Origin of the sequence: Draconibacterium sp. IB214405, from assembly GCF_033963885.1 — a bacterium.
Classification (GTDB): Bacteria; Bacteroidota; Bacteroidia; order Bacteroidales; family Prolixibacteraceae; genus Draconibacterium.
Genome location: NZ_JAXBMA010000010.1, coordinates 1 through 22,808 on the forward strand (window position 1 = coordinate 1; position 22,808 = coordinate 22,808).

Here is a 22,808-nt window from a genome sequence, read left to right on the forward strand (position 1 = left end):
TTGCTCCGGAAACGGTGGTCACTTTAGCCCGGAATCAGGTGGTCAGTTTGGCCGGTTTTTCCACTTTAAGCAAATATTCATTTAATTCTTCGTTTGTAGCCATTTTTAGATGTTCAGACGAATAGAGATTTTGGCCATAGACTAACGAAACAACTAAAAGTAAAAAGATGCATATGAAGGCTTTTTTCATGGTAGTTAAGTTTGGTTTTTATACACATAAGTTACAAATAATCTGATCCATTTGGTTTTAAATCAGCTTCCATAAATGTTAATTATTTCGGTTTTAATTCCAGAACGGAAATGAGAAAATTAAATTCATCATCTTCTTCTGACCGGTAGTTAAGTTCAATTGCTTTTTGTGCTGCCTCAATTGCTTTCTGTTTCTTTCCCAATGAATATTCGATAAGCGAAAGATTTTTATATGCATTTGCACTCTCAGGATTAATGGAAATAGATTTTGAAACACTAACAAGGGCCTCATCGTTACGTTGAAGCTTCAATAGAGTGTACGATCTCTCATCCCATGCAATTGCATTAGTTGAATCTAACTCAATAGCACTATCGAAATCCAAAAGAGCTTTTTTTTGATGATTTGATTTCGAATAATATGTTCCTCTGGCAGAAAAATAAATCGATTGCTGCTCCAGCTCAATAATATATGTTAGAAGTTCAATCGCTTTTTGATAGTCACCCGATTCACCGTAAGTTATTGCCAGCTCGTAATAACCTGTGGCAGACCCATTTATCTCTATCGCTTTATTAAAATAGGTAATCGACTCATCGTATTTTTTCATTTCTCTATACAATACTCCCTTTATACGCCAACCTTTATCATTGCCAGAATCTTTGAATAATCCAAAATTTATATCATCCTCAGCTTCGCGATACTTTTTCATTGCTATATATATATCCCCCCGTTGGAAATAAAAAATGTTTGAATCAGGATACATCTGAATAGCTCTTGAAACTGGTTCAATCGCTTCTTCATATCTCTTTAAATCATACAATAATGAAGCTTTGCTATTAAGAGCGTATAAATTAAAACTGTTTAACTGCAGACACTGTTCGAAATCTTCGAGTGCCTCTTCATCGTTACCCATCTTATCCTTTAATCTTCCTCGTTCAACGTAAGCAAATTCGAGAGTTGGATGAAGCTCTATTGACTTATTAAAATCAAGGAGAGCCAATTCATTTAATTTTTGTTCCGCGTAAATACGTCCTCTACTGAAGTGTGCATAATATGGATCTAAACCACTATTGTCCAAATTAATACTTTTATTAAGATCAGAAAGCGCTCCTTCATAATCACACAAAAGTTCTTTTAGTCTTCCTCTTTCCACATATCCCATTTCACAATTAGAGTCAATTTCAATTGCTGCATTTAAATCCTGAAGAGCCTGTTCATATTTACTCATCTGTGTGAAGACACGCGCTCTGTAGATGAATGTACTTGCGGATTGATAAAATTCGATCGATTTTGAAAAACTATTAATTGCTTTATCAAAGTTTCCAATTCTAAATTCAATTTCACCTTTATTGAAATAAAGAAATGCCGCTTGTTGATTTTGAGCTACCGCTGTGTTCAAGAATAAGCAAGTTACAATTGCAAATATTGTTCTCATTTATGAATTACATAAAAAATAACTTTATCATGAAGTATTTGGAGGCGACTTTTAATTTTTACGACCAACTACAATATACTGAATTTCACCTACATAAAAAATGACATTAGTATATGAATCTATACACGCGATGAGGCTTTATCATAGTTATTACAGTATTCAGCCTCGAGTTATTAAAGAATTGAAATCATAAAATAAAGACACATTACTCACGTTTCATTGTTTATAAAATGCTACGCTTTTCATCGGCAAATGGCTTTTTGAAGTTTATTTTTGGCATCAGCAAACTTTGTAACAGAAACATGAGACAACTAATTTCCTTACTACTTTTTATTTTACTGAGCACAACTGTTTTTTCACAAAAGATTACCCGCGATGCGTACATCCGGCAGTGGCAACTGGTGGCCATTGAAGAGATGAACCGCAGTGGAATTCCTGCCAGTATTACCATGGCGCAGGGTTGTCTGGAATCGGGAAATGGCAACAGCGAATTGTCGCGCAAATCGAATAACCATTTTGGTATAAAATGTAAAAGTAGCTGGAAAGGGAAAAAGGTGTATTACGATGATGATCGTAGAAATGAGTGTTTCAGAAGTTACCGCTCGGTAAAGGATTCGTACGAAGATCATACTGATTTTCTCATGAACAATCCGCGTTATGCCTCGCTTTTTCTTCTGGATCACACCGATTATAAAGGCTGGGCAAAAGGACTAAAAAAAGCCGGTTACGCTACTGCCCACGATTACGATAAACGATTGATTCGAATTATCGAAGAAAACAAATTGCACCGCCTCGACAAAAAAATGACTTTCACCCCAATGAATGGTCAAACTGCCCATAACGTACTCGACACCGACAACAAGGGAGAGCTTACAATTACATCGTTCAGTTCGCACACTGTTAGTAAAATTAACCGTGTTAAAGCAGTGGTAGCTCAAAAAGGAGATACTTATGAAATACTGGCGCAAGAACTTGGATTAAAAGATTGGGAGTTGTACAATTTTAACGATCAGCCAGCAGGTTACCGTCCGGTGGCCAACGAGGTGGTTTACATTCAGCCCAAAAAGAATAAAACCCAAAAAGATAAGCTAACACACCGCGCTCAGCCCGGAGAAACGATGCATTACATTTCGCAGTTATATGGCATAAAATTAAAACCGCTGTACCGCCGCAACAACATGAAAAAAGGTCAGCAGCCAAAACCGGGACAAGTGATTTACCTACATAGCAAGAAAAAGTAAGAAATTGAAGGACTGAAGGATTGATTGGTGAGTTGGTACGTTTTAATGCGAAAATGTTTTATTGATTCAATGCTTTAATATGACTTCCTCTTTGTGAAACGTTGTGGCTTCTCTGTGTGACTCTGTGGTAAAAATGTAAATCTGCGTCATTAATCCACCAACGATTTTTCTGCAAAGCTAAAACTTATAACTTGTGGCTTGTAACTCTAATTCCACAACTATTTCTTATTCCTTCTCGTAAATAGCGATAGATAACCAAAAATCGCTGTTTCAGCGTTCTTTAACCGAGAGGAGGAACCATTATGAGAACATTGAAATTTTACAAAACAGTTTTTCTTATTGCTGCAGCCTACGATCTAATCCTGGGCTTTTCTTTTTTTCTATTGTACCAAAATGTGTACGCCATGTTTAATATCCCATTACCAGAGACAGAAGCTTACCTGCAACTAAACGCAGCTTTTGTTTTTGCACAGGGAATATTATACTGGTTTGTTTACCGCAATATTAAACGAAATGTAGACATTGTAAAAGTGGCTGTGGCATACAAACTGGCCTACGCCTGGGTGGCTTTGTACAACTGGGGAATTGGCGAACTGCCACATGTTGTTTTTGCCGTGTTTGGATTAGTCGATGTGGCATTTATTGCACTTTTTATTCTCTTCCTTACAGATTACAGGAAGGTTACCGAATAAAAAGAGTGATCATTTTCCTGAGCACATCTTAAACATGAACTTCAGGGTGCTATTCTGATGATGCCCGGTACATGAAATACCTTAATAGTACACGATCGGCAAATAAAACAAATACCACTAAAAGATTTATACCTATCACCAACGAAGCATTGGAAGCCAGAAAAGACAACCAGTTATCAACTTTTGCGTTGTACCAAACAAAAGCCAACACCGCCGACACCACCATAATTCCGAATAGAACCGAAAGATAAATCAAAAATTCCCTGAGATATTGTGCCCAGGCAAACCGTTTTTCAACCTTCTCAACAAGTAAGTCGGTAAAATTCTCCGACAGCTTGAATTCAGGCTCCGAAGTGAATGCCTCTTTCAGGAGTTGGTCAGTATCAAAATTCCGATCTTCGTTATACATAGTCAACAAATATATTAGTTTGTTCCAAACGGGCAACTTTTTCGATCTTGCCTTTTAATAATTTTCGTGCCCGGCTCAGGTAACTTTTAATGGTTCCTTCGGGCATTCCAGTAATTTCTTCTATCTCTTTGTACGAGAACTCTTCGAGGTGAAACAGCGTGATCACCGTTCGGTAGTTCACCGGCAACGATTCAATCAATTGCATGAGATATTTTTTCGCTTCTTCCTTTTCAATACTTTTCTGGTTCAATCCCGGATCTTTTTCAGCAAGAATGAGATTGGGTTGTTCGCTGTACGACAATTCGCCTCTTCGTTTTTGTTTTCGATAATGTGTTATTGCCGTGTTGTACGCAATAGTTGCAATCCACGTCGACAGTTTCGAATCGCCCCGAAAACGTTTCAGCATTTTAAACACCTTAATAAACACCTCCTGACAAATGTCTTCCAGTTCATCTTCCTGCTGAATAATGCGCCCAACTACATGCATCACAAGTCGTTGATATTTCGAAACCAAAAACCTGAACGCATGATTGTTTCCGTTTAAAACCTGTTTAACCAGTTGCGCATCATTCATAACTATCCCATCAGACTATGCATGGTTGGCAAATGTTACAATAATTTTTGAAAAGTTTGAAGACGGTATGCCGAAGCCGGAAGAAAATGAAGGTTTGCAAATCATAAATTTCCTCCGCAAGATTTGATTTTGAACCGAAAGCCAACGAATAACACCCAGCATTTTATATATTTGCGCAGATTTTTTATAAACGATTGATTCGATCACGATCATAAATAAATTTTACACAGATGAGTTTTGTACAAGAGTTGAAATGGAGAGGCATGTTGCACGATATAATGCCGGGAACTGAAGAACAATTGCAAAAAGAAATGACAACTGCTTATGTAGGTTTCGATCCTACGGCTGAATCATTGCACATTGGTAGTTTAGCTCCAATCATTTTGCTGAAACGTTTTCAACTTGCAGGCCACAAACCTGTTGCCCTTGTTGGTGGCGCAACCGGAATGATTGGCGATCCTTCGGGAAAATCGCAGGAACGTAATTTGTTGAACGAAGAAACCCTTGAACGAAACTTAAACGGTATTAAAAAACAACTTTCAAAGTTCATCGATTTTGAAAGCGACAGCGCCAATAAAGCATTGATGGTTAACAACTACGATTGGATGAAGGATTTGACCTTCCTTGAATTCATTCGCGACGTAGGAAAACACATCACTGTAAATTATATGATGGCAAAAGATTCGGTTAAAAAGCGTCTGAATCCTGATGCCAAAGCCGGTATGTCATTTACCGAATTTACTTACCAGTTGGTTCAGGGTTACGATTTTTACTGGTTAAATCAAAACCTCGGATGTAAATTACAAATGGGTGGTTCCGATCAATGGGGAAATATTACAACGGGAACTGAATTGATTCGTAGAAAATCAGACAGTGAGGCATTTGCATTAACTATTCCTTTGATTAAAAAAGCCGACGGAACAAAATTTGGTAAAACTGAGTCGGGTAACGTGTGGTTGGATCCAAATCTTACATCGCCATACAAGTTTTACCAATTCTGGCTTAACACCTCCGACGAGGACGCCGAAAACTATATTAAGATATTTACTTTCCTGAGTCAGGAAGAAACAGAAGGTTTGATTGCTGAACACAAAGAAGCACCACACGCCCGTAATCTTCAGAAAAAACTGGCCGAAGAAGTAACCGTTATGGTTCACTCGCGCGAAGAATATGAGATGGCCGTTGAAGCCTCACAAATTCTATTTGGGAAAGGTACTGCCGAGCAATTGCGCAAACTGAACGAAAGTACTTTCCTTGCGGTTTTTGAGGGTGTTCCTCAATTCAACATCTCAAAAGAAGAGTTAAGTGCAGGTATTAATGTAATTGATTTGTTGGCCGAAAAAACAGAGGTATTTCCATCAAAAGGAGAGCTGCGTCGTACAATTAAAGGTAACGGACTGAGCATTAACAAAGAGAAGATCGGCGATCCTGACCTGATTGTAAACAACGATTTTTTAATCGGCGGCAAATACATCCTGGCACAAAAAGGAAAGAAAAACTACTACCTTATTATTGCTGAATAATCAGGAGTTTAAATACTAAAAACAGTTCGGGTGCGTTGAAATTACACGATCGAATTGAAACCACATCTTATGGATAATTTTTTTGACAACCAGCGTATCCTTCAACTCATTTGGAAACGCAAATTTCATTTTGTACTAGTTGGTGTAATTGCTGTTGTTTTGTCGGCTGTATTTTCGGGTCCGGCATTTATTACACCCAAGTTTAAATCAACGGCGCGCATCTACCCTACCAACATCTGGACGATGAGTGATGAATCGGAAACGGAACAGATGCTCGAGATCCTGAATTCAAACGACATCAAATTCAGAATGTTCGATTCATTTGATCTTGCCAGTGCGTACAAAATCAACAAAGAAGATCCGCAGTACAGAACATACATGTTGGCCGAGTACAATACAAACGTAAGTACAAGCAAAACAGAATACGAAACGGCTGAGATTAAAGTGATGGATGAAGATCCGCAGCGTGCTTCGGATATGTGCGATTCAATTATTTCGTTTTACAATCAAAAGGTTCGAGAGATACATAAAGCCAAAGACAAGGAAATGATTGATATAACCGGCAGACAGCTGGATAAAAAATATGCTGAGCTGGATGTATTAGAGCACGAGCTGGATAGTATACGTGAAAAATATGGCATTATCTCGTACGGGCAGGTTGATGAAATTACGCGTGGTTACATGAATGCACTGGCAGCAGGACGTGGTGCTGCAGGCGATACTAAAAAGATTGAAAAACTGTATGACAACTTCTCGAAAGAAGGCTCGCGCGCATACAGATTGGAAGATAAATACAACAGAGCAGTTCAGGCTATCGATTCATTGTCGATGCTTCATGAACTACATATAGTTGAATTCGAAAAAGAGATCACTTACAGCCACGTTGTTGAATATCCTTTCCCTGCTGATAAAAAAGCATACCCGGTACGTTGGTTGATTGTTGCTTTTACAACGCTGTCGGCGGTATTTTTTGCACTTCTTGTATTCTTGGTTCTCGACTACGGAAAAAAAGACTAAAGTGCCACAAAAAGCGGTCATACGAATAGCACTTTTTTATCTCATTTCCATTGGTTTTATTGCATTGAATCTTTGGTTTGTGGTAGAAAAGCACATGCAGTATGCCAATGTGCTGCCACTGGCTTTTGCGGTAGTTTTATTGGCCGTTTTTTCGTTCGAGAAAGTTATTTACCTCATCGCTTTTCTGGCCCCCTTATCCATTCCGCTCCGCGAATATTTGCCCGGGATTGGTTTCGATATGTACATTCCCACTGAGCCGCTGCTATTTGGCTTGCTCCTGCTTTTTATTCTGAAGGTTATACAGGAACGTCAATTTGAGCGGAAAATATTGCTTCACCCGGTATCGCTGGCTGTTTATCTCAATTTGTTTTGGATTTTGATTACCAGTGTAACCAGCACCATGCCAATGGTTTCTTTCAAGTTTTTGCTGATGCGCATTTGGTTTGTGGTGGGACTTTACCTGCTTACCGCCAAAATTTTTAAAGACGGTAAAAACATGGAAAAATACGTGTGGCTATATGTTATTCCGCTGATTGTGGTAATTTTCTATTCAACCTATCGTCACCTTGGCTACGGTTTATGGGATAAACAAGCTGCCCACTTTGTGGTTTCGCCGTTTTACCGCGACCACACTTCTTATGGGGCTGCCACTGCCATTTACATTCCTTTTTTGGTGATGTTTATTCTGAGTAAATCTTATTCAAAAAATATAAGAATACTGTCGTCCATTGCATTTGCAATTGTTACCATGGGACTACTACTTTCATACAGTCGTGCCGCCTGGCTTAGTCTGGTAATAGCTTTTGGAGTTTGGAGCGTTGTAAAACTACGCATCCGGTTTAAGCCGCTATTTATCACGGTGGTTTCTGTAATAGTTTTGTTTCTGGCATTCCAGTCGCAAATTTTAATGAAACTGGAACAAAACTCGGAAGAATCGTCGGCGAATATGATGACACACATTTCATCAATGTCGAACATTAGCTCCGATGCATCGAACCTGGAACGTATTAACCGCTGGAGTTGTGCCATCCGTATGTTTGCCGATAAACCGGTGGTTGGTTACGGGCCGGGAACTTACATGTTTAAATATGCCAAATACCAATTGAGCAAAGACCGTACAATTATCAGTACCAACTCGGCCGACGGAGGAAATGCACACAGCGAATACCTTGGCCCAATGGCCGAATCAGGAGTGTTGGGTTTGGCAACTTACTTGCTGATTATAATCGTGGTGATTTATACCGCCGTGAACACCTACACCCGTTTAACGGATTACCGCCTGCGATCAATCGTTTTGGCAGCACTTGTAGGTTTGGTAACCTATTACATCCACGGATTGCTGAATAACTTTCTGGATACTGATAAAATTTCAGTGCCGTTTTGGGGATTCACGGCAATGATCGTTGCCATTGATATTCTTTCAAGAAAGCACGATAAAGAAACTGCACAGAAACAAGTAACTGAATAATTTCTAATTCAGATAAGCACTCAATTCTGCTAATTTCATTTGCCGGTCCATGGAAAATGAAATGCTTTCGCGTTCCACCTTTTCCAAAATGAAATACGACTTCCTGAAAAAATCCAAACGTTTGTCATCCGAATCAGCCAGTTCGCCTTGCTCCTTTAAAACAAAAGCTACCATTTCCAACTGTTCGTTTACCAGATTTTTGTCTTTCTCCAGTAATTCGATCAAGGCTTCAACCGAAAGATTCTCTATATCCTCATCAATTTTCAGGTACTCGTAAAAAAACTGAATTTGTTTTTCAGCCTCTTCTTCTTCACCTTTTTTTCGGTGGCGTAATATTTTATGGATGACTTCGAACAACATCATCAACTGGCGCATTAAATAATCTTTCTCAATTCCCATGGCAAAAACTGTGTTTCGTGTTCTGAAAGATAAGTCAATTTGGCTACTTTTGAAAAAAATTTGAGAATGGGATATTTCGACGACCTTTTTCCTGATAAATACGAAGATGAGTTAAAAGAGGGGAAAGATTTTTACATTGAAAATGGCTACCGGGTAATGACCGAAGCTTACCTGACCAACCGTGGTTATTGTTGTGCAAACGGTTGCCGCCATTGCCCGTACTGGCCAAAAGCACAAAAAGGAAATACCAACCTCAGAAAGAAATAGTTATGCAAGGAAAAGACTTAAAAATAGTTTTTATGGGAACGCCCGACTTCGCGGTGGCCAGTTTACAGGCACTGGTAGAAAGCGGATACAATATTGTTGGTGTAATTACAGCTCCCGACAAACCGGCCGGACGTGGCAAGAAACTACACCAATCTGCAGTGAAAGTGTATGCGGCTGAGCAAGGACTAAATGTAATGCAACCCGAAAAACTAAAAAATCCGGAGTTTCTAGAAGAACTTAAAGCACTAGAAGCTGATCTGCAAGTTGTTGTTGCTTTCAGAATGTTACCCGAAGTAGTTTGGGATATGCCTCGTTTGGGGACTTTTAACCTGCACGGATCGTTGTTGCCACAATACCGGGGTGCTGCCCCGTTAAACTGGGCGGTGATTAATGGAGAAACACGCACCGGTGTTACCACTTTTTTGCTCGACCATGAAATTGATACCGGAAAAATATTATTCCGTAAGGAGATTGATATTTGGGAAAACGACACGGTTGGAACCATTCACGATGCACTGATGGGCATTGGCGCCAAACTGGTTGTTGAAACCGTTGATGCACTTGCCTCAGGAGATTACAAAGCCATTCCGCAGGAAGAACTGATTGCCGAGGGCGAAACAATAAAACACGCGCCTAAAATTTTTAAGGAGGATTGTAAGATTGATTGGTCGGCTGACGCCGATGCTGTTTGTAATCTAATTCGTGGATTGTCGCCCTACCCTGCTGCGTGGAGCACTTTAAAGCATAACGAATCGGGGAAAGAAATTGCAACCAAAATTTTTATGACCATGCGTGTTGAAGACAACCAAAACACGCCTCCGGGCACCCTTGAAACCGATGGTAAAAACTTTATAAAAGTAGCCTGCACCAATGGTTGGTTGCAAATTGCCGACTTGCAGATCGCGGGTAAAAAACGAATGAAAGTTCAGGAATTCCTTCGTGGATTTCAACAAATAGCAGAATACAATTTTTTATAAAAAAATTACCCGGCAAACTTCTGGATAACCAAAGTTGCCGGGTGATTTTATAGCGATTTTTGTTTGTCTTGTTATTTCTTAACGCCTTTTCCGTTCATAATAAAGAAATAGATAAGGAACCCAAGTGAGATACTAACCATTAAAATACCAAGTGGCAAAACGGCCTGGCTTCCTCTAACCATATCACGGTTAAACAATCCAAGTACTTCGATGATAATAAAACCCAAACCGGTCATTAAAGCTACCAATCCCCACTTTAACGAAGGATAACGGTTCGATTCATCACTTTCAATTTTTGGTTCTTCCAAAATACCAACTCTTTCGTACTGTTCTGCCTTAATAAGTTTTCGCTTAAGCAGGTGGGTCGAAAAAAGTTTAATAATGTGATATGACCCAAAAAAAACTACGGCTACTGCAATTAATTCTTCCATAATTATTGTTTTTAAATGTATTTTCTGACCGTTTGACTACGGCAGTGAAAAAAATGTTGCAACTTTTTTAAATTAATTTTCAGAGCAGATTAATCGCATCGAGTGAAGCAAGAAGAATTACTGTAAAAAACACGAAGTTATAAATGAATGATAGTGCGAAAAATTTCACTACTACCTTCCCTATCGATTGTCCGTAAAACTTCTTTAAAGCGACAATAATATACAGCGGAATAGAGAGAAACAAAATACCTGCAACCGTATTGATGTTTCCTTCAACCAGAAGATACAAGCCAATAATGGCGGTCATCACTAAAAAGATAAACGAATGGATATGAATGGAAAACACCAGGTGACGCATGTAATTATGACGCCTACGGATGTAGATCAATTTTAAAATCATTGCAAACAATGGCAGCAACAGAAAAAATGCATACGAAATGTACTTGAGTATTTTTGCCATGGTAGCTTCCGGAGAGCGTAACATTCGGATATTTTCCTGCAATTCGGCACGTTTTTCCGGATCGGTTTCTTCCTCCAACTCCTGTTCCATTTTATCAGCCTGTGCATTTAAAGCTAACCTGATATTATTAGCGCCACCCCAATCTCCCAAATTAATCTGATTTGCTGATTTGGCAACATCTACACTGTCCAGCTTAATATTTCCCTTATTTAAAACATTATCAATCGCCAGCTTTTCTTCCGCTGACATTTGATCGTTTACCTGATTAAAGATCGAATCAGCTGCAACTACAGAAATAGAATCAAGCCCTAACTTTGCTTCTTTTAAATCGGAATCCAATACAGTTGACAAACCACGATTGGTAACAATTTGCAACAAAAAGAAGAGAATAAAACTTACAAAAACAAAAATCCGGAAAGGTGGAGAGTAGCGTACTCTTCTTCCGGCAAAGTATTCTTTGGTGAGGAAACCTGGCCGTGCAACCAATGCCAGCAAGGTTTTAAAAAAGCGGGTATCGAAGGCAAAAAAGTCGCCCAAAAAATTAAAAAAGATAAATCCGAACGGTTTGTCGTACTCCTTTACTGCTTGCCCGCAATTCGGACAATAATGCCCCGAAAAGTTTGTGCCACAATTTAAACAATCAATATCGATGTGCCAGTTGGAATTGTCTTTTCCCTTAAAACGCTCTTTTATTTTAGACCACATTTTTGTAATTCTGGTTATCTTTCATATCAACCTCCCATCCTTCAATAAACGGGAATATTGATGGTGCAAACGACCGAATCGGTTCGTACATCCGCGAGTTTTGTTTTGCATCTCGCGAAAGGATATGCACGTCTTCATCAATTTTGTCGAAAATAACCAATATTATACTTAATATCAAGGCCGATTTTAAAACTCCGAAAACCAGTCCGGCTAATTTGTTGGCAAAACCGAGTAAAACAGTTTCGGCCAATTTGCTAACCGTACTGCCAATAATGTGCACCAGAATAACAATCACCACGAAAGTAATTACAAATGATATGATGTTCATGTGGTCCGGTTTCATGTTAAAGTTTTCGATCAGAAAATCGGTGGTGATATACGAAAATTTAATTGCTCCCCAAATACCAAGAATCAGTGCGGCTATGGAAGCAACTTCGGAGATCAATCCTTTACTAAATCCGTTAATTGCCGAGAGGATCAACAATATGCCTAAAACAATATCAATGTAATTCATAATGTAACTTCTTTGGTTGCAAGGTTTGTCAAAAATCGAATTGTATTGCGTGTTTTTGACGATGGTAAATATAAAAATTAGACTCTAGTATAAAAACAGGTCAATCGGTCAGCCGACTATTTTTAAGGTTAAACGGCGTTATTCCGTTTTTTATTTTTGTTTCGCTCTCAAATATTGCCCTCTGCCCACTTATTTTAGCTTGGATAATTGCCACAATTATTCATAAATTTGGCATCCATACAATTAAACGTAACAAATGCCTCTACTAAATTCAGTAATTAAGTGGGTAAACATAAAGCGAAACTACCAAATACAGTACTATCGCGAATATCCGCACGAAATCCAAAACGAAACGTTATTTAGTCTCCTGCAAAGTGCAAAAGATACGGAATGGGGCAAAGCGCACAATTTTGATGATGTAAACTCTTTAAGAACATTTCAGCAAGCAACACCGCTGCAAAGTTACAACGACATAAAACCTTATGTAGAGCGTCTGCGTCAGGGAGAGAAGGATCTGCTTTGGCCCGGCGTTGTAAAGTGGTTTGCCAAATCGAGCGGCACTACCAGCGATAAAAGTAAATTTATACCCGTTACCGCAGAAGCACTGGAAGACTGCCACCTTCGCGGTCCCAAAGATGTTTTTGCGCAATACATTACCACCAATCCCGATTCGAAAGTTTTAAAAGGAAAAATATTGACGCTCGGCGGCAGCCACCGGGTAAACAACTTTAACAACAACTCGTTTCACGGCGACCTGTCGGCGATTATGATCGAGAACGAACCGTTTTGGTCGGACTTGTTCAGAACGCCCGCTGCAGAGATTGCGCTTATTGAGGAATTTGAGGAAAAAGTTGAAAAGATAATCGACACCACGCTCGATCAGAATGTTACTGCATTTGCCGGTGTTCCGTCGTGGTACCTTGTTTTATTTAAGCGGGTATTGGAAAAAACCGGAAAATCGAACCTGTTGGAAGTGTGGCCAAACCTCGAAGTGTTTGCACATGGAGGTGTAAACTTTGAACCTTACCGCGAGCAGTACCGGAAAATTATTCCGTCGTCACAAATGCATTATGTGGAGACCTACAATGCGTCGGAAGGATTTTTTGGTATTCAGGACAACGAAGACCGCGACGATATGTTACTGATGCTCGATTATGGTATTTATTACGAATTTATTCCCATGTCGGAATTTGGCAGCGAAAATCCACGGGTACTTAGCCTCGAAGAAGTGGAGCTGAACGAAAACTATGCCCTGGTGATTTCTACCAATGCCGGATTGTGGCGTTATATCATTGGCGACACCATAAAGTTTACGAACAAATATCCTTACAAAATAAAGGTAACCGGCCGAACCAAACATTTTATCAATGCTTTTGGCGAGGAGTTGATTATTGACAATGCTGAGCAGGCGCTGAAAATTGCCTGCCACCACACTGGGGCAATCGTAAATGAATACACTGCCGGCCCGGTATTTATGGGCGACAACAGCAAAGGTGCACACCAGTGGATCATTGAATTTGCCAAGGCTCCGAAAGACGTCGATCACTTTAAAACGATACTCGATAATTCGTTAAAAACACTGAACTCGGATTACGAAGCCAAACGCCACAAAAACATGACCCTTGAAATGCTGCATCTTACGGTGGCACCAAAAGGAACATTTTATAACTGGATGAAACAACGCGGCAAAGTTGGCGGGCAAAACAAAATTCCGCGTCTGGCCAATAACCGAAAATATCTGGACGAACTTATGAACATTCTGGGGACTGGGCGGTAATTTTTTTATACTTTAGAATTTGAAAAAAATAATTGAATATGCACATTGCAATAGCCGGAAATATTGGCGCCGGAAAAACAACATTGAGCGAACTTCTGGCCAAACACTATAAATGGACACCACACTACGAAGACGTGGACGAAAATCCGTATTTGAACGATTTCTACAACGATATGCAGCGTTGGTCGTTTAACCTGCAGATTTACTTTTTGAATTCGCGTTTTAAACAAATTATCGATATCCGAAAGTCGGGAAAAACCATTATCCAGGACCGTACAATTTACGAGGATGCCGAGATTTTTGCGCCTAACCTGCACGCCATGGGTTTAATGAGCACCCGCGATTTTGGCAATTACAAATCCTTGTTCGATTTAATGGCCAGTCTTATCCAGCCACCGGATTTGTTGATCTATTTACGTGCATCAATTCCTACACTTGTAAACCAGATTCAGAAACGGGGGCGTGAGTACGAAAACTCTATCCGACTCGATTATTTGAAACAGCTTAACGAACGTTACGAGAGCTGGATTAGTGGTTATAAAATGGGAAAATTGCTGGTGGTTAATGTTGATGATCTTGATTTTACAGCCAATCCAGAAGACCTTAGTTTTGTAATCGATAAGATCGATGCTCAGATTCACGGATTATTTTAGAATATTAGCTATAAAATAAGAACTGTCATTTCGAGTGAAGCGAGAATCTGTAACAGATTTCTCAGTCATTCTTCCTTCGAAATGACAGTTTTTTTGAATTAAGTTCTACCCTTCACCCGTCATCTGACGGGAGCTCCCCTTGCAAGTGAGCAAAATTTCAAACTGGCCAGAACAAAACAATTATGTCTCTATTTCCAATAAAACTGTTTCCCCTCTGGAGGGGAAATGGCGACAGCCAAAGGGGTCGATAATCTGCCTCTGCGTTTAGCCAACAATCTTTTCAATCTCAGCTTTTACCGCAGGCCATTGATTATCGGCAAGGTTCGGTCCCATTACTTCGACCACTTTCCCTGAAACAAGTGCAGCAATTTTTCCACATCTTTCCAGGTCGTAACCATTTGTCAAGCCATAAAAGAATCCGGCGGCGTAAGCATCGCCAGCTCCGGTTGTATCCAGCGCTTTGGCTGGAATAACACCAACACGCGCCACATCCTCACCTTGTTTAATCATCGATCCGTCCTTACCAACTTTTACAACGGCAATCTTATCGCCTTTTGCAATTTCATGCAGGGCAGCTTCCGGATCAAGTCCGGTGTATGATTTGGCTTCTTCTTCGTTGGCAAAAACAATATCCACATAATCCCTGATCAACTCTTTCAAAAAGTCAAGATTAGCCTCAACAACATTAAAGCTCGAAAGGTCGACAGCGATTTTTACTCCCGCCTTTTTAGCAGCCTCAGCACAGGCTTTTATCAGGTCGTGATTAAAAACCAGGTACCCTTCAATATAAACATATTCATATCCGTGAAACAATTCCTCTGTCACCTCTTCGGGAAGCATTTCGGCAGCAGCGCCAAGGTAGGTAGCCATGGTGCGTTCCGAGTCGGGACTTACCAGGCCCATCACTCTTCCCGTAGCACTTTCGCTGTGAAACAGATGCGTTTTTACACCGCGTTTTTCAAAATCGTTACGAAAAAGATCGCCCAGATCATCGCGACCGATTTTCCCCATATACCCGGCATTTCCGCCAAGGTTGGCCAGTGCTCTTATCGAATTAGCCACTGATCCTCCGGTAGCCACCTCACTTTTTTCAGAGTAAGTGGCATCGTAAATTGTTTTCGACTGGTCGGCATCAACCAGTGTCATACTGCCGCGTGGTAATCCAAATTTTTCAAGCAACGAATCGCTCTCCAAAACCGAGATCACATCAACCAAAGCGTTGCCCATGCCCAATACAGCAGGAATATTTTGTTTTGTCATTTTTATAAAATTTATAGTGGCGCAAATATCAGCATTTTTATCGAATCGGTAAAACAGGTAATAAGGATGTAGCTAACGTACTACTACCTTTATTTTCAGTATAAAATGTAAATCAAGGTTGAATTTCTTGCACGAAAATCCTTGAATTCACCTCAACTCTAAAGGATGTCTGCGGATTTTCTCTCTTCTTCCTTTAGGATCGAGGTAAAAGGGAGAAAATCTTTCATAACTTAATAGTACCATTTCAACCTTGATCGGCTTATAAACCTATCTGTTAAAATTTTGTTTTCTAAAAAAAGCAAACATGAAAATTGAGGCAAACACACCCGACGAGTACATTGCACAACTTCCGGAAGACAGACAAAAAGCAGTTTCCACACTTCGTGAGCTTCTCCAAAATAATTTACCCGAAGGTTTTGAAGAGAGGATGAGTTACGGCATGATCGGTTACATTGTCCCTCATTCTGTTTACCCGGCCGGCTATCATTGCGACCCAAAATTGCCACTGCCGTTTATCAATATTGCATCGCAGAAAAATTTTATTGCGCTTTACCACATGGGAATTTATGCCAACAAAAACCTGCTCGACTGGTTTATTGCCGAATATCCAAAACACTGCACCACAAAACTAGATATGGGAAAAAGCTGTATCCGTTTTAAAAAGATCGACAAAATTCCTTTCGGCCTGATCACCGAGCTGGCAAAAAAAATGAGTTGTTCCGAATGGATCGATCTTTACGAACAGCAGATTAAACGCTAAACTACAACATCTTACCACTGTCCCTCAGCTTTCTTCTTCAGTTCATTTAATAGCTTCAAATACATTTATTTGTCTGCTATTCATTTCTTTTTGTTACTTTTACAATATGAAATTAAAAAATTGACGGTTGCAAATAAAACCCGCACTATTTTGCGCCCGATTTGATAAAAAAATAGAAGTATCAAAAAAAGAAAACTGACCACTTCCAGGTCTTTGATAAAAAACGTCAAAGACAAGGCTTTCGAGTTTTTGAAATCAAGGAGTTTACTAAATGTAAATGACTGTTTCAAAAGCGAGAGTAACGCAGTATTTGGCGTTTTCTTGCAAAGACTAAATAAAATTAAAAATCGAAACATATTATGAACTACAAAATCACAATGGTTATGCTTTTAGCGGTATTGCTTGGGGCATGTACACAGAAAACTTCACAACCGGAAACCTTTAAATCCTCGTTGTTTCAATACGACGAACAGATCGACGGGATCATTTCACAAATGACACTGGAAGAAAAAGTAAACATGTTACACGGAAAGTACATGTTTGTATCGGCCGGTGTTGAACGCCTTGGCATTGCCGACATGATTTATGCCGACGGACCGTTTGGAATCCGTGAGGAAATGCAGCCAAAAGGCTGGGCACCGCTTGGCTGGGAAAACGACAAAGCGACCTTCTTCCCTACCGGATCGGCGCTTGCAGCAACCTGGAGTCCGGAGCTGGCTTACGCCTACGGAACAGGAATGGCTAAAGAAGCCCGTTTGCGCGGTAAAGATGTAATTCTCGGACCTGCTATCAATATTCAGCGAATTCCAACCGGCGGACGTACTTATGAATACATGAGTGAAGATCCGTTCCTGAGCTCGCAACTGGCTGTGGAGTACACAAAAGGTGCGCAAGACAATGGCGTGGCCGCTTGTTTAAAACACTATGCACTGAACAACCAGGAAAACAACCGTGGAACGGTAAACGTGATCATTGGCGAACGCGCCATGCGCGAGATTTACCTGCCCCCGTTTAAAGCTGCTGTTCAGGAAGCAGACGCATACAGTGTGATGTCGGCATACAATAAAGTTAATGGCTGGTGGTGTGCTGAAAACGACGTGCTGCTGAACCAGATCCTTCGCGACGAATGGGGATTTGGTGGTTTTGTGGTTTCTGACTGGAGCGGAACTCACTCAACTGTTGAGTCGGTAAAACACGGTTTGAACGTTGAAATGCCCGACAGTAAATATTTGGGTGCAGCATTGCTTGACTCGGTAAATGCCGGTGCCGTTTCGGAAGACGTGATTGACCTGCGTGTACGCGAGATTCTGCGTGTTCGTATGGCCATCGATCCTGTTCCAGCTGAAGAAGCTAACCAGGTGATTACTTCGCAACCCGAAAGCCAGAAAATTGCTTACGATGTTGCAAGTAAATCGGTGGTGCTGCTGAAAAACGAAGGCATCCTTCCGCTTGATCTTAGCGAAAAACCATTGATCGCTGTAATTGGCGAAAACGCTGTTCGCGAAATGGGAAGCGGTGGTATTGGTGCAGGCGTAAAAACGCTGTACGAAGTTACACCACTTGAAGGCCTGAAAAACAAAATTGGCGACAAGGCAGAAATTCAATATGCACAGGGTTATGTTCCGGTGGAGTTGGATTACGAAGCCATCTTTGGAAACAAACCACAGGAAAAGATCGACCGCGAGGAAAAAGAGAAAGCGATCCTGAACAAAAAACTAAATAAAGAAGCTGTTGAACTGGCTGCGAAAGCTGATCTTGTGCTGTTTATTGGCGGCGACAACCGCGCCGTAGAAACCGAAGCCAACGACCGCAAAACGATCTTCCTTCCTTCGGGGCAGGATGATTTAATTAAACAGTTAAGTGTTGTAAACGAGAATATCGTTACTGTACTGGTAAGTGGTGCGCCAAACGATCTGAACGCAGTACAGCCACTATCGAAAGCATTGGTGCAATCGTGGTTTAACGGTACCGAAGGCGGAAATGCACTGGCCGACATTTTGCTCGGTAACATTTCGCCAAGTGGACGTTTGCCATTTACACTGCCAATTAAACTCGAAGATTCGCCGGCTTACGCGCTGGGCAACTATCCGCAGGGAGCTAAAAAAGGCGATATTTTTGTTGACCTTGTTGACGAAAAAGAATCGGAAGCACACGCTGCCGACGGCAACCTCGAGAACGATCCAAACACAGCTTATTATTCAGAAGAATCGCTGGTAGGCTACCGCTGGTTCGATACCAAAAACAAACCGGTGATGTATCCTTTCGGACACGGTTTATCGTACACCGAATTTGCCTATGCTGATCTGAATACAAGCAAAGAAAGTTATGGAGCTGATGAAACTATTTCATTGTCGTTTAACCTGAGTAATGCCGGAGAGATGGTTGCCGAAGAAGTGGTTCAGGTGTATGTTCACCGCATCAATCCATCGGTTGAATGGCCGTTTAAAGAGTTAAAAGCTTTTACACGTGTGGCGCTCGAGCCTGGCCAAAGCCAAACGGTAACTTTAGACATTCCGGTAGAAAAACTACAATACTGGAACGAAGAAAACCACGCCTGGGACAACGACCTTTGTGATATTGAATTGCTGGTAGGTGCTTCGTCAGGCGATATCCGTTTGAAAAAACAAGTTGCGCTGAAATAATATTATTCTCAATAAATTTAAAAAGCCCGGTTTCGCCGGGCTTTTTTTTATTCCCCCACACCAGTCAACCCAACTAACTTCCAACACATTACATCAAACCCAAACAATAAATTTCTTAAACCGGCTTAATTTTCAGAACAATTGCCCCCACTACCTTTGTTACCCTTGTGTAAAAGATAAATTCACGATGAAAAACACAAAGAAGATTGTTATTGTGGGAGGAGGTTTTGCAGGTTTGGAACTTGTGAAAAGATTGGGAAATTCAAACGACTACAAGGTTGTTTTGGTTGATAGTAACAATTATAATTTCTTTCCGCCATTAATTTACCAGGTATCCACCGGTTTTATGGAACCGTCGGCTATAAGTTACCCGTTTCGGAAGATTCTGCGAAAATTTAATAACGCCGGATTTCGATTGGGATCGCTTGAAAAAGTGGTGCCCGAAGAGAATAAAGTTATATTGAGCAACGGCGAAATTGAGTACGATATTTTGGTAATGGCAACCGGTACCGAGACCAATTTCTTTGGCAACAAAAACATTGAGCGCGACAGCTTGCCCATGAAAACGATAAGCGATTCATTGTCGCTGCGAAATGTTATTTTAACCCGCCTCGACCGCGCCACAAGAATTCAGGATGAAGAAGAGCGGAAAAAACACCTCACCTTTGTTATTGCCGGTGCCGGACCTACAGGAGTTGAACTTTCGGGTATTTTGGCCGAAATGAGAAGTTCAATTATTATAAAAGATTATCCGGAATTAAAGAAATCAGATCTTGGTGAAATTAGTCTGATCGACGGACAGAATTCTGTTTTGGCGCCCATGTCGAAACAAGCCCAGCAATACACCGCTAAAAAACTATCGGAACTGGGCGTGAATTTAATCATGAATACCATGGTGAAAGACTTTCGCGACGAAACGGTGTATTTGTCGAATGGCAAGGAAATTCCATCGAAAAACCTGATTTGGGCAGCCGGAGTTTCGGCAAAAACATTTCCGGGATTCTCCGATGATTGTTTTGGCGCCGGTAAACGATTAAAAACGAATCAATTTAACCAGGTCCACTCGTACGACAACATTTATGCTTTGGGCGACTGCGCCCTTATTCTTGGCGATAACGACTACCCGAACGGACACCCGCAACTGGCGCAACAGGCCCTGCAACAGGCAAAAAACCTGGCAGAAAACTTAATGCGAAAAGACGACAATTGGAAGCCATTCCAATATACCGACAAAGGTTCGCTGGCAATAATCGGAAGAAATAAAGCCGTGCTCGATTTCCCGGGGCAGAAATATTCGGTAAAAGGTTTTAACGCCTGGCTTATTTGGATTTTTGTGCACATTATGGGACTGGTAAATTTTAAAAACAAAGTACGAACCCTGTATAACTGGCTGGGGTATTACATCTATAAAGACCAGTATTTCAGAATGATTATTAAACCAACAGAAAGGGAAAACAGATAAACATGGACTTGTTTTATTCGGTTGCAATTCCTGATTCATTTGAATTGCAACCGAATAATTTTTCAATTTACAAAGTCAGTCGAAACATCCTTGATATTAAATTCCGAGCTCATCGGAATATGTTGGGCTTCGTATTTTGCTTCTGCAAGCGCTTTTTTAACATCAACCTGAAGCACATTTTGCCCCTGATAAGTTTTGAAGGAATAGGTGAGATTCTTTAAATCAATAACGGTGGTCCACGATGTTATTTCATTGATAACCGTTTCCTCCTCCCCGCTTTTTACCACATCGCGCACCGAACCAACGGGAATATCAAAGTTATTCATAAGATGAAAAACCTGGGGTACCGTTTCTTCAGCGCTTTCTTTTTGTTCTGCCGATTGAGAATATACCGTTGCACGAACAAACCGTGAAGGCGGAGTGCCGTCACCGGGTAAACCGTGCAAACCACTTCCTTCGCCAAAAGCGCTGAAATTAGTACCATTAAAGTCAACAGGTTCAACATTTACTACCGAAAGATTGATGTAATTATTCAGGTTTGTCATATGCCAGTCGAACGCAGGCGAATTGGTAAAAACTCCAACCGGATTATCGTAAATAACCAGTGTTTTGTTTAAAGGCTCAATAACGATACAAGCTCCTGTACGATCGTGAATAATGTAATGCGCAGGAAAACTCATTCCGCCAATGGCTTCAATCGGATTTTCAACCAGGAAAACTTTATCAAAGTTGGCTTTTACTTCTTCAACCGACGAGAAATTTGCCAGCAACCAGGTTCCGTAATCTTCGGCAGCCATGGAAACAGCATATTTTTGAGGATCGGGCTGGTTATAACTGGCATAACCGGGAAAATAAAATCCGCCAACATACAAACCTGTGTCGTTTATACCATCAATATGCACATCGAAACCAAATCCATTGGCCCCTACAATTCCATATTTCGACGTATAAGAAATACCTTTTGATTTGTCAGGTAGCGAGCTGAAGATTTTACTACCTGCCGGCAGCACCAGAATCTCCGATTGCGGATCGAGACCAAACTCCAGCGTTCGGCCAACTACAACTCCATTATCGGCTGCAATTAAGCGCAAACCGGTGCATGCATAAGTGTGTGGCAATGCAAAAATGCTTGCTACCACCAGTAAAATAAAAAACGATACTTGTGTTTTCATTTGTTGAGTTTATAGATAAATGATTTTGAGTATTGCTAGTATTATGTACTTGCGTTGGTTCATCTTTAATTAAAAACAACTTTAGCTCTTTTCAGAAGCGATGATTAAATACAATTTTCTGATTTGACTATACATTTAGTCTCTGCAAGGTACAGCGTGTTTTACAGAAAGTCAAGAGCACACGTCCTATTTTTCAAACATATGTCCATTTATAAATGATGGTTTCTTATTTTACGAACATGCTAAAAAACCGGGATATGCCATCCAATTATTACGCTTTAAGAAACTGTCTTTCAAAATGTCACCGAAAAAACATTATATTTAATGCAGTAAAAACCAAAGGCCGTTGAATACGCACCCACAAATAATAGAAGTCACAATTAAAATAAACATAATATGGTATGTTATTCCTTATATTTGGAGGTATAACATCACCTTTAAAAATGAGATAATGGAAATAACATCCATTGGTGATGTTATTCACTAGTTATGGGCAAGGTTGAAATTTAAAAAAGTAAATTATCTTAATAAATGACTAAAAGAAGATTAAAATATTTGGAAGAAAAATATCAGGATAAATTTGACTTGGTTAAATCTGCTTGTTTAATTGGAATTTTATTAGACCAAAATGATTCAAGTTCAGATATCTTTTTCGGCTCATGGGGTAAGACTATAAATGATTATTGCTATAATAATACAAGAGATTACACTTGGATTTGGTGTAAATCTTCAGCCTAATTTGGACACGTTGGTATAAAAATTAAGAGATGGTTTTCTTAATTT

General features: G+C 40.3%; 22 protein-coding genes. 13 read left to right on the plus strand and 9 right to left on the minus strand.

What is annotated here, in order from left to right; genetic code table 11:
• Positions 1-272: 272 nt before the first annotated feature.
• Positions 273-1,622: a tetratricopeptide repeat protein gene (locus SLH46_RS21140; protein WP_320283218.1), complete on the minus strand. Its 1,350-nt coding sequence runs from the start codon at positions 1,620-1,622 to the stop codon at positions 273-275.
• 302 nt (positions 1,623-1,924) lie between these two features.
• On the opposite strand from SLH46_RS21140, the gene SLH46_RS21145 reads away from it, so the two are divergent.
• Complete coding sequence (locus SLH46_RS21145) at positions 1,925-2,863, plus strand: glucosaminidase domain-containing protein (protein ID WP_320283219.1); 939 nt, start codon at positions 1,925-1,927, stop codon at positions 2,861-2,863.
• A 302-nt stretch (positions 2,864-3,165) separates the two neighbouring features.
• Positions 3,166-3,555, plus strand: a complete 390-nt coding sequence (locus SLH46_RS21150) for a hypothetical protein (protein ID WP_320283220.1) — start codon at positions 3,166-3,168, stop codon at positions 3,553-3,555.
• Between the two features lie 49 nt (positions 3,556-3,604).
• Here SLH46_RS21150 and SLH46_RS21155 read toward each other — a convergent pair whose 3' ends face one another.
• A complete protein-coding gene (locus SLH46_RS21155; RefSeq protein ID WP_320283221.1) occupies positions 3,605-3,964 on the minus strand; it encodes a hypothetical protein in 360 nt (119 codons plus the stop codon).
• The gene (locus tag SLH46_RS21160; protein WP_320283222.1) at positions 3,957-4,538 is read right to left on the minus strand and encodes an RNA polymerase sigma factor; all 582 of its coding nucleotides are present in this window, start codon (positions 4,536-4,538) and stop codon (positions 3,957-3,959) included. The genes SLH46_RS21155 and SLH46_RS21160 overlap by 8 nt, the downstream gene beginning before the upstream one ends.
• Positions 4,539-4,768: 230 nt before the next feature.
• Here SLH46_RS21160 and tyrS point away from each other — a divergent pair, with 230 nt between their 5' ends.
• The 3 genes from tyrS (at position 4,769) to SLH46_RS21175 (ending at position 8,546) form a co-directional block, all read left to right on the plus strand.
• Complete coding sequence (tyrS, locus tag SLH46_RS21165; protein ID WP_320283223.1) at positions 4,769-6,061, plus strand: tyrosine--tRNA ligase; 1,293 nt, start codon at positions 4,769-4,771, stop codon at positions 6,059-6,061.
• Between the two features lie 69 nt (positions 6,062-6,130).
• The gene (locus SLH46_RS21170) at positions 6,131-7,078 is read left to right on the plus strand and encodes a Wzz/FepE/Etk N-terminal domain-containing protein (protein WP_320283224.1); all 948 of its coding nucleotides are present in this window, start codon (positions 6,131-6,133) and stop codon (positions 7,076-7,078) included.
• Between the two features lies 1 nt (position 7,079).
• Positions 7,080-8,546 (plus strand): O-antigen ligase family protein, encoded by a 1,467-nt coding sequence (locus tag SLH46_RS21175; RefSeq protein WP_320283225.1) that lies wholly within the window; start codon positions 7,080-7,082, stop codon positions 8,544-8,546.
• Positions 8,547-8,549: 3 nt separating this feature from the next.
• Here the strand turns inward: SLH46_RS21175 and SLH46_RS21180 are convergent, their stop codons facing one another.
• Entirely contained in the window at positions 8,550-8,945 is a 396-nt protein-coding gene (locus SLH46_RS21180; RefSeq protein ID WP_320283226.1) for a hypothetical protein, read from the minus strand.
• Positions 8,946-9,011: 66 nt separating this feature from the next.
• Here SLH46_RS21180 and SLH46_RS21185 point away from each other — a divergent pair, with 66 nt between their 5' ends.
• Both SLH46_RS21185 and fmt read left to right on the plus strand, forming a co-directional pair.
• Complete coding sequence (locus SLH46_RS21185; RefSeq protein ID WP_320283227.1) at positions 9,012-9,212, plus strand: DUF5522 domain-containing protein; 201 nt, start codon at positions 9,012-9,014, stop codon at positions 9,210-9,212.
• Between the two features lie 2 nt (positions 9,213-9,214).
• Complete coding sequence (gene fmt, locus SLH46_RS21190) at positions 9,215-10,189, plus strand: methionyl-tRNA formyltransferase (protein WP_320283228.1); 975 nt, start codon at positions 9,215-9,217, stop codon at positions 10,187-10,189.
• Between the two features lie 71 nt (positions 10,190-10,260).
• Here the strand turns inward: fmt and SLH46_RS21195 are convergent, their stop codons facing one another.
• From SLH46_RS21195 to SLH46_RS21205, 3 genes are all read right to left on the minus strand, one after another.
• Complete coding sequence (locus SLH46_RS21195) at positions 10,261-10,620, minus strand: DUF6249 domain-containing protein (RefSeq protein ID WP_320283229.1); 360 nt, start codon at positions 10,618-10,620, stop codon at positions 10,261-10,263.
• A gap of 79 nt (positions 10,621-10,699) precedes the next feature.
• Positions 10,700-11,785: a DUF3667 domain-containing protein gene (locus tag SLH46_RS21200; RefSeq protein WP_320283230.1), complete on the minus strand. Its 1,086-nt coding sequence runs from the start codon at positions 11,783-11,785 to the stop codon at positions 10,700-10,702.
• Positions 11,775-12,299, minus strand: coding sequence for a CvpA family protein (locus SLH46_RS21205; protein ID WP_320283231.1), 525 nt, complete (start codon positions 12,297-12,299; stop codon positions 11,775-11,777). Before SLH46_RS21205 ends, SLH46_RS21200 begins: the two co-directional genes overlap by 11 nt.
• Positions 12,300-12,555: 256 nt before the next feature.
• Between SLH46_RS21205 and SLH46_RS21210 the strand changes: the two genes are divergently transcribed.
• Both SLH46_RS21210 and SLH46_RS21215 read left to right on the plus strand, forming a co-directional pair.
• Positions 12,556-14,076 (plus strand): GH3 auxin-responsive promoter family protein, encoded by a 1,521-nt coding sequence (locus tag SLH46_RS21210; protein ID WP_320283232.1) that lies wholly within the window; start codon positions 12,556-12,558, stop codon positions 14,074-14,076.
• 38 nt (positions 14,077-14,114) lie between these two features.
• On the plus strand, positions 14,115-14,729 hold the full coding sequence (locus SLH46_RS21215; RefSeq protein ID WP_320283233.1) for a deoxynucleoside kinase: 615 nt from the start codon (positions 14,115-14,117) through the stop codon (positions 14,727-14,729).
• A 264-nt stretch (positions 14,730-14,993) separates the two neighbouring features.
• Here SLH46_RS21215 and SLH46_RS21220 read toward each other — a convergent pair whose 3' ends face one another.
• Positions 14,994-15,989 (minus strand): adenosine kinase, encoded by a 996-nt coding sequence (locus tag SLH46_RS21220; RefSeq protein WP_320283234.1) that lies wholly within the window; start codon positions 15,987-15,989, stop codon positions 14,994-14,996.
• Positions 15,990-16,293: 304 nt separating this feature from the next.
• On the opposite strand from SLH46_RS21220, the gene SLH46_RS21225 reads away from it, so the two are divergent.
• From SLH46_RS21225 to SLH46_RS21235, 3 genes are all read left to right on the plus strand, one after another.
• Positions 16,294-16,749, plus strand: a complete 456-nt coding sequence (locus SLH46_RS21225) for a DUF1801 domain-containing protein (protein ID WP_320283235.1) — start codon at positions 16,294-16,296, stop codon at positions 16,747-16,749.
• Between the two features lie 359 nt (positions 16,750-17,108).
• A complete protein-coding gene (locus SLH46_RS21230; RefSeq protein ID WP_320283236.1) occupies positions 17,109-19,391 on the plus strand; it encodes a glycoside hydrolase family 3 C-terminal domain-containing protein in 2,283 nt (760 codons plus the stop codon).
• Positions 19,392-19,578: 187 nt separating this feature from the next.
• The gene (locus SLH46_RS21235) at positions 19,579-20,853 is read left to right on the plus strand and encodes an NAD(P)/FAD-dependent oxidoreductase (RefSeq protein ID WP_320283237.1); all 1,275 of its coding nucleotides are present in this window, start codon (positions 19,579-19,581) and stop codon (positions 20,851-20,853) included.
• A gap of 62 nt (positions 20,854-20,915) precedes the next feature.
• Here SLH46_RS21235 and SLH46_RS21240 read toward each other — a convergent pair whose 3' ends face one another.
• Positions 20,916-22,025: a choloylglycine hydrolase family protein gene (locus tag SLH46_RS21240; RefSeq protein WP_320283238.1), complete on the minus strand. Its 1,110-nt coding sequence runs from the start codon at positions 22,023-22,025 to the stop codon at positions 20,916-20,918.
• Positions 22,026-22,556: 531 nt separating this feature from the next.
• Here SLH46_RS21240 and SLH46_RS21245 point away from each other — a divergent pair.
• Positions 22,557-22,763: a hypothetical protein gene (locus tag SLH46_RS21245; protein ID WP_320283239.1), complete on the plus strand. Its 207-nt coding sequence runs from the start codon at positions 22,557-22,559 to the stop codon at positions 22,761-22,763.
• Positions 22,764-22,808: the final 45 nt, after the last annotated feature.